This is a genomic window from Desulfobacula sp. (assembly GCF_021107415.1).
This window is the reverse complement of record NZ_JAIOSW010000147.1, coordinates 1-5,484: the sequence shown is the minus strand read 5'-3', so window position 1 is coordinate 5,484 and position 5,484 is coordinate 1. Positions and strand designations below refer to the sequence as shown.

At 41.1% G+C, this 5,484-nt stretch carries 7 protein-coding genes; 2 read left to right on the top strand and 5 right to left on the bottom strand.

Annotated features, from left to right (window positions below; genetic code table 11):
* Nucleotides 1-89 precede the first annotated feature (89 nt).
* A complete protein-coding gene (gene cfa / locus K8S13_RS07775; protein WP_291461716.1) occupies nt 90-881 on the top strand; it encodes a cyclopropane fatty acyl phospholipid synthase in 792 nt (263 codons plus the stop codon).
* A gap of 1 nt (nt 882) precedes the next feature.
* Complete coding sequence (locus K8S13_RS07770) at nt 883-1,851, top strand: NAD(P)/FAD-dependent oxidoreductase (protein WP_291461715.1); 969 nt, start codon at nt 883-885, stop codon at nt 1,849-1,851.
* A 325-nt stretch (nt 1,852-2,176) separates the two neighbouring features.
* On the opposite strand, the gene K8S13_RS07765 is transcribed toward K8S13_RS07770, so the two are convergent.
* The 5 genes from K8S13_RS07765 to K8S13_RS07750 form a co-directional block, all read right to left on the bottom strand.
* Nucleotides 2,177-2,512, bottom strand: coding sequence for a type II toxin-antitoxin system HicB family antitoxin (locus tag K8S13_RS07765; protein WP_291461714.1), 336 nt, complete (start codon nt 2,510-2,512; stop codon nt 2,177-2,179).
* Nucleotides 2,509-2,679: a type II toxin-antitoxin system HicA family toxin gene (locus tag K8S13_RS25655; RefSeq protein WP_367172550.1), complete on the bottom strand. Its 171-nt coding sequence runs from the start codon at nt 2,677-2,679 to the stop codon at nt 2,509-2,511. The genes K8S13_RS07765 and K8S13_RS25655 overlap by 4 nt, the downstream gene beginning before the upstream one ends.
* A gap of 213 nt (nt 2,680-2,892) precedes the next feature.
* Nucleotides 2,893-4,146 (bottom strand): type II toxin-antitoxin system HipA family toxin, encoded by a 1,254-nt coding sequence (locus K8S13_RS07760; RefSeq protein ID WP_291461713.1) that lies wholly within the window; start codon nt 4,144-4,146, stop codon nt 2,893-2,895.
* Entirely contained in the window at nt 4,143-4,394 is a 252-nt protein-coding gene (locus K8S13_RS07755) for a helix-turn-helix domain-containing protein (RefSeq protein ID WP_291461711.1), read from the bottom strand. Before K8S13_RS07755 ends, K8S13_RS07760 begins: the two co-directional genes overlap by 4 nt.
* 403 nt (nt 4,395-4,797) lie before the next feature.
* On the bottom strand, nt 4,798-5,484 hold a 687-nt coding region (locus K8S13_RS07750), incomplete at its 5' end, for an IS1595 family transposase (RefSeq protein ID WP_291461709.1).

The following is a 5,484-nucleotide window of genomic DNA, read 5'->3' as shown; positions in this document are numbered from 1 at the left end:
GGGCAACAGCGTGGAACATAGTTAAAGCCAAAGTCTTTAATCTACATAATACCAGGCGCGCTTTCATCGTCGGCAAAAAACATTAAGATATCGGCAATGATCTTTACCAAAAGATGCTGGATAAACGACTACAGTATACCTGCGGCTACTGGAAAGATGCAAAGACCCTTGACGCTGCCCAGGAAGCCAAGCTTGAAATGGTTTGCAGAAAACTGAGGCTTGAGCCTGGAATGGAGATAGTTGAACTGGGGTGCGGGTTTGGCGGATTTGCCAAATATGCTGCACAAAAACATGGTGTCAGGGTAACAGGGTTTACCGTATCAAAAAAACAGGCAAAGTTTGGGGAAAAACTGTGTAGGGATCTACCGGTTGAGATCCGGCTGGATGACTACAGGAAGGCATCCGGGCTCTATGATCGAGTTGTCTCCATTGGGTTGATGGAACATGTGGGATATAAAAATTACAGGACATATATGAAGCTGACACACCAGTTATTAAAGGATGACGGCATTGCTTTTGTTCATACCATTGGCAGCAATACCAGCCGCAGGATATGCGAGCCATGGACTACGACATATATTTTCCCCAATTCAATGCTGCCTTCCATTGCCCAGCTGGGAAAAGCCATGGAAGGTTTTTTTGTCATGGAAGACTGGCATAATTTCGGAGAAGATTATGATAAAACCCTGATGGCGTGGTACAAAAATTTTTTACAGGCATGGCCGGAACTGAAAAATAAATATGACGAACGGTTTTTCAGAATGTGGGAGTATTATCTTTTAAGCTGTGCCGGGGGATTTCGATCCAGAAGTATGCAGCTGTGGCAGATCGTCATGACCAAGCCCGGAAGAACCAGACCGGATCTCATAAAGCCTTATTGAGATGATAGAATCTAAAATAATTGTGGTCGGCGGGGGACCGGCAGGTTCGGCATGTGCAAGGGTCTTGAAACAGGCGGATCTATCAACCCTGATCCTTGATAAAAAGCCGTTTCCACGCTCAAAAACATGTGCCGGATGGGTAACTCCGGAGGTATTCAAAACCCTTGAATTAAATCCAGAAAGCTATCCCCATACCCTGAACCGATTTGATCGGATCCATTTCCATCTGTTCGGGGTGGCGCTTCCTGTCAGAACATGCCAATATGCCATCAAAAGATATGAGTTTGATGAATGGATGATTTTGCGTGCCCGGGTTCCTGTTCACACCCATAAAGTAAAGCATATCAGAAAGCACAATGGATATTTAATCATTGATGATACATACCAATGCAGATACCTGGTGGGGGCGGGCGGCACCCACTGCCCTGTTTACAAAAATTTTTTCGGCAAGACCGATCCAAGGCCTGTAAAAGCAATGATTTCTGCAGTTGAAAAAGAATATCAATGCGATTTTCGGGACGACAGATGCCATATCTGGTATTTTGAGGACCGGCTGCCGGGGTATGCCTGGTATCTGCCAAAAGGCAATGGGTGGTTGAATATCGGGATTGGCGGAAAGTTTTTAAAATTAAAGAAACAAAACAGGACCATCATGGATCACTGGCATCTTTTTGCTGAAAAGCTTGTAAAGCTTTCCCTGATAAAACAGGTACCCCGCGACCCCAAAGGGCACAATTATTACCTTTTTCATAAAAATCATGCCTATTGCAGGGACAATCTTTTTATCATTGGAGATGCTGCCGGGGTATCAACCCTGGACATGGGGGAAGGGATACATGCCGCCATTAAAAGCGGTATTATGGCAGCAGATGCCATTGCAAATCACAAACAATTCATACCCCCTGGTTTAGCGAACGGTTTGGCAAAATTCAGCCTGCCTGGTATTTTTCTGTCTATCTTTAAAAAATAACTGATTAAATAACACTGGCTGTTTTAAACAAAAAAAATTTTCAAAACGAAGAATACCCCATATTCAAAGGCTTGAACACTAACAATGCTCAAAAAAGAGGGAAAGATAAATGATGCCATTTTTTTAAGTTAATGCACCCGTGCGCCTTGAAATTGCCTATCCTTGTGAAGGCGTATCGCTTTTCCCATACTCGAAAAAAAATATTTTCTTATATATAGACCACATCGTAAATTTTACCGGGCTTGTCCAACCACCGGATAAGATCGTGGTTCGTTTCACTCACACGGATCTATCCTTATTCGTTCTGTCCCGGCAGTCAAGATGATTAAATATGAGTAGCATGTTCTAAAGTATCTACGATCCATTGATTCAAGCTTTTCCCTTCGGCCATAGCCACACTGGCAATATTTGCATGAAGGTTGGAAGGTACACGTACATTAAATCTCCCTGAATATTTCTTTTTAGGTTCAATATTACGTTTTTTGCAAGCATCAAGGAAAACTTTGAGAGAAATAGCACCTTCTTTTTTTAAACTTTCAATATCCTTAGCATAAAAATCTGCACCGCCGTTTAGCTCAACGAATTCACCTCTAAACATTTCAATCTCAGGATCATACTTGATCACAGCATTAATATTATTGATTTTCATTAAATTCATCATGGTAGCACCTCATTTTCTTTTAACCATTTTCTAATACTTGCTACTGCACCCTTATCAGTATCAGGGCGTGGGTGAGGTCTGTGATAGACTCGAACCTCATTGAAAAGAAACACCTCAATCCGAGAGCCTTCGCGTTCAATCAACTCAGCACCAAGAGAATTAAACAAAGTTTCTATATCCTGCTATTTGATATTTGCGCTTACAGGGTGTGAGAAGATTCGTTCAAGTGTTTTCTGATGTTTACGTTTCACAAGCCAACAGTACTATTATGCGGTACCAGTGTCAAGAAATAATTTGAGTACGCTTTAGTAGTGATTGAAGGACAGAACACTGAACATCTGCGGCTGGCCCGCAGCATGTTTCTTGTTGAGATTTTAATTTTACCTGAAAAAACTTTGCAACTGAATGCTGTTTGATTTTATTATTTCACTTAAATCTTTATAAATCTTTGCTTCACCATAATTTTTCTCATGCTCTGCTATTAGACCATCCAACTCATTTTTTACAACTTCGCACACTTCATTTACTAATGATGTTAACAATTTTGGCCGAACATTCATGTCCTTAGCAAATATTTTAAAGGAATGCTCTTTTATCCGGTCAAACCTGAAAGTCTGGCCAATCGCCATGGCAAATTTATTGTCCAAAGGATACACCTGAGTGGACACCAAATCATAAAACGGCGCTAATTCAAAGCCTTTGTTGTGTAGAATAGAAAAATTCTTACCATGAGCATCATGATTGCCAATAATATAATTAAAAATCATCATACGTATGAATAGGAACCTATTTGTTACACCTTGATTTGACAAGTATTCATCAATTAATTCTCTGCATTCTATAAACCCGGGACCACCACTCTCTTGATATTTTCGCTCAGCCGGATACCCCATTGCCTGACAAAAATCCTCCTGGTGAATGCGAACAATCTCTTTGTTTATTTCCTGGCGGTCATATCGATCTACTACAAACAATTCATGACCACCAACTTTCATAATTTTTGAATTAGGAATCAAAAAGCCTGATCGCTGTGCCAATTCCATACAAAGGGCTTCATTCCTCGGGATATCGGTGAAACCGGCATTAATTGGTTTAATAATATGCGTAGTAGCAGAGCCTGAATTTTTCGGCAGATAAAACTGTGCTCCTTTAATATAAACCGGCAATTTGTCTTGTACTCCGGCCAAAGAAAGTTTAGCGTGTTTCATTTCCGGATATAATTTGTATCTTTCCGGATCACGCAGTATTTTATCAAGAATTTCTATCAGTTCCCGAGTAATATTTTCATATTGACCAGAAGTAAAATCAGGTTCCTGATCTTCAGGTATGATAGAAAGAGCCCCCGCACAATCTTCTCCAAAATTTTCCAAAAAGGCAAAAGTATCTTTTTTGTCAAATCTGCGATTGAACGCCAACACCGTTCTTGTGTTACTTTCCGGAAGAAGATTTTCAAAAAAAGCAGTGCTGACAGCCGGAGCAAATTTTTCTTTTCTACAAGGAAGTGAAAGAGAAACAGGTAAAGATTCTTTTCCTATCCAATCTTGAGAATATTGAAATACTACTCTTCCCTTTTTGTGGCGATCCAATGTACCGACCAATCGTTTGCCCCATATAATTTGCAACCTGTCTTTCATTTTTCGTTCTCAATCGGATCTGGTGTTACATATAGTTTTAGACCTAAAGCCCGAAGCAACACAAAAGCTTTGTCCATCTGTATTGTCTCTTTCCCTCTTTCTACATCACTAATGAACTTCACACTTGTCCCTGTAATATCTGCTAAGTCCGATTGCCTCATCTCTTTCTTTTTTCGGGTGTCTTGAATGGCCTTGCCAAGATATTTAACTAAACGGACACGATATGGATATTCTATATTTTCTTTCATGCAAACCTCAATTTAACCGTAAGGTTAAAAAATATGGTAATCATTGAATTTCACCGTACAGTTAAATTACACAGCTGTCAAGTTTTTTCACCGAATGGTTAAATTATTAAAAACGATACGCAAACCACTTTTTAATTTGCGCTCCGCTGCAAAAGCCTTGTTAGCAAAATTATTCGTTTAAAAAAAGAGATGATTAACGTTGAACAATCTGAAACTGATAGTCGTGTTACTCTTCTTACTTGCACATCACACAGGTATGCAGTCTGGCAAAACTGCATGAACAATATGAATAGATGGAATAAATCATTTGCTGCTGACCTGACCCTCCTGAGATAGAACCTGTTTAGTTTCTGCCCTTCAGGGTATATTCCTGAAGGGGGATGGTCGGTTAGCTCCACCGCACCTATTTCTCGCTGATATTCCAGTTATACCCATGTGTGACATCAGTCTCAGTGACGGGCTTTGTAATCACCGCTTGTTCAAGAATTCTTCGGAATATTAAACCTCGGCTTCTGGAAGTACGCCGATTAAACCGGAAAGTGAACTCTTCCAAGTAGGATTGCAGATGAGCTGGTACGATTGCCCCTTGGTGAGTTCCAAGTATCCATCGTTTCAACAGGCTCGCAACCCGATGAACGCCTGGCATTGAGACGTGAGCGGGGTCATTAGAAGAAGCAATAACTGTTGTCTTCCGTGTGTATCCGAGTTCAGGCAATCCATTATAACCACGCCATCCATCTGTTAATATCACCGCATTTTGGGCCACCACGTCACAGATAAACGGTAGAAGACTATCACCAGAAGCATCGGAAACATGACGCATCCGCACCCGTCCAAATCCTTTTGGTTGTTTGATTTCCACGGCAATCACCACAATGCTTTTGCTGACACCACGCCCACGCTTGCCACCCTGTTTGACGCCACCTATTAGTGTTTCATCTACTTCGACTTCTCCCAATAATCGTTTACGTTTGACGTTCATCATTGCCACCCGAAAACGTTGCAACATCGTCCAAGCCACTCGATAACTGACGCCCAGTGTACGCTCTAAAGTTTTGGCCGACATACCATTTTTTGCAGTCGTCACATG

What these genes read in the sequence shown, in the direction of transcription:
- K8S13_RS07770 (WP_291461715.1), top strand. Translation starts at nt 883, where the DNA reads ATGATAGAATCTAAAATAATTGTGGTCGGCGGGGGACCGGCAGGTTCG.
- K8S13_RS07765 (WP_291461714.1), bottom strand. Translation starts at nt 2,512, where the DNA reads ATGATGAATTTAATGAAAATCAATAATATTAATGCTGTGATCAAGTAT.
- K8S13_RS07760 (WP_291461713.1), bottom strand. Translation starts at nt 4,146, where the DNA reads ATGAAAGACAGGTTGCAAATTATATGGGGCAAACGATTGGTCGGTACA.
- K8S13_RS07755 (WP_291461711.1), bottom strand. Translation starts at nt 4,394, where the DNA reads ATGAAAGAAAATATAGAATATCCATATCGTGTCCGTTTAGTTAAATAT.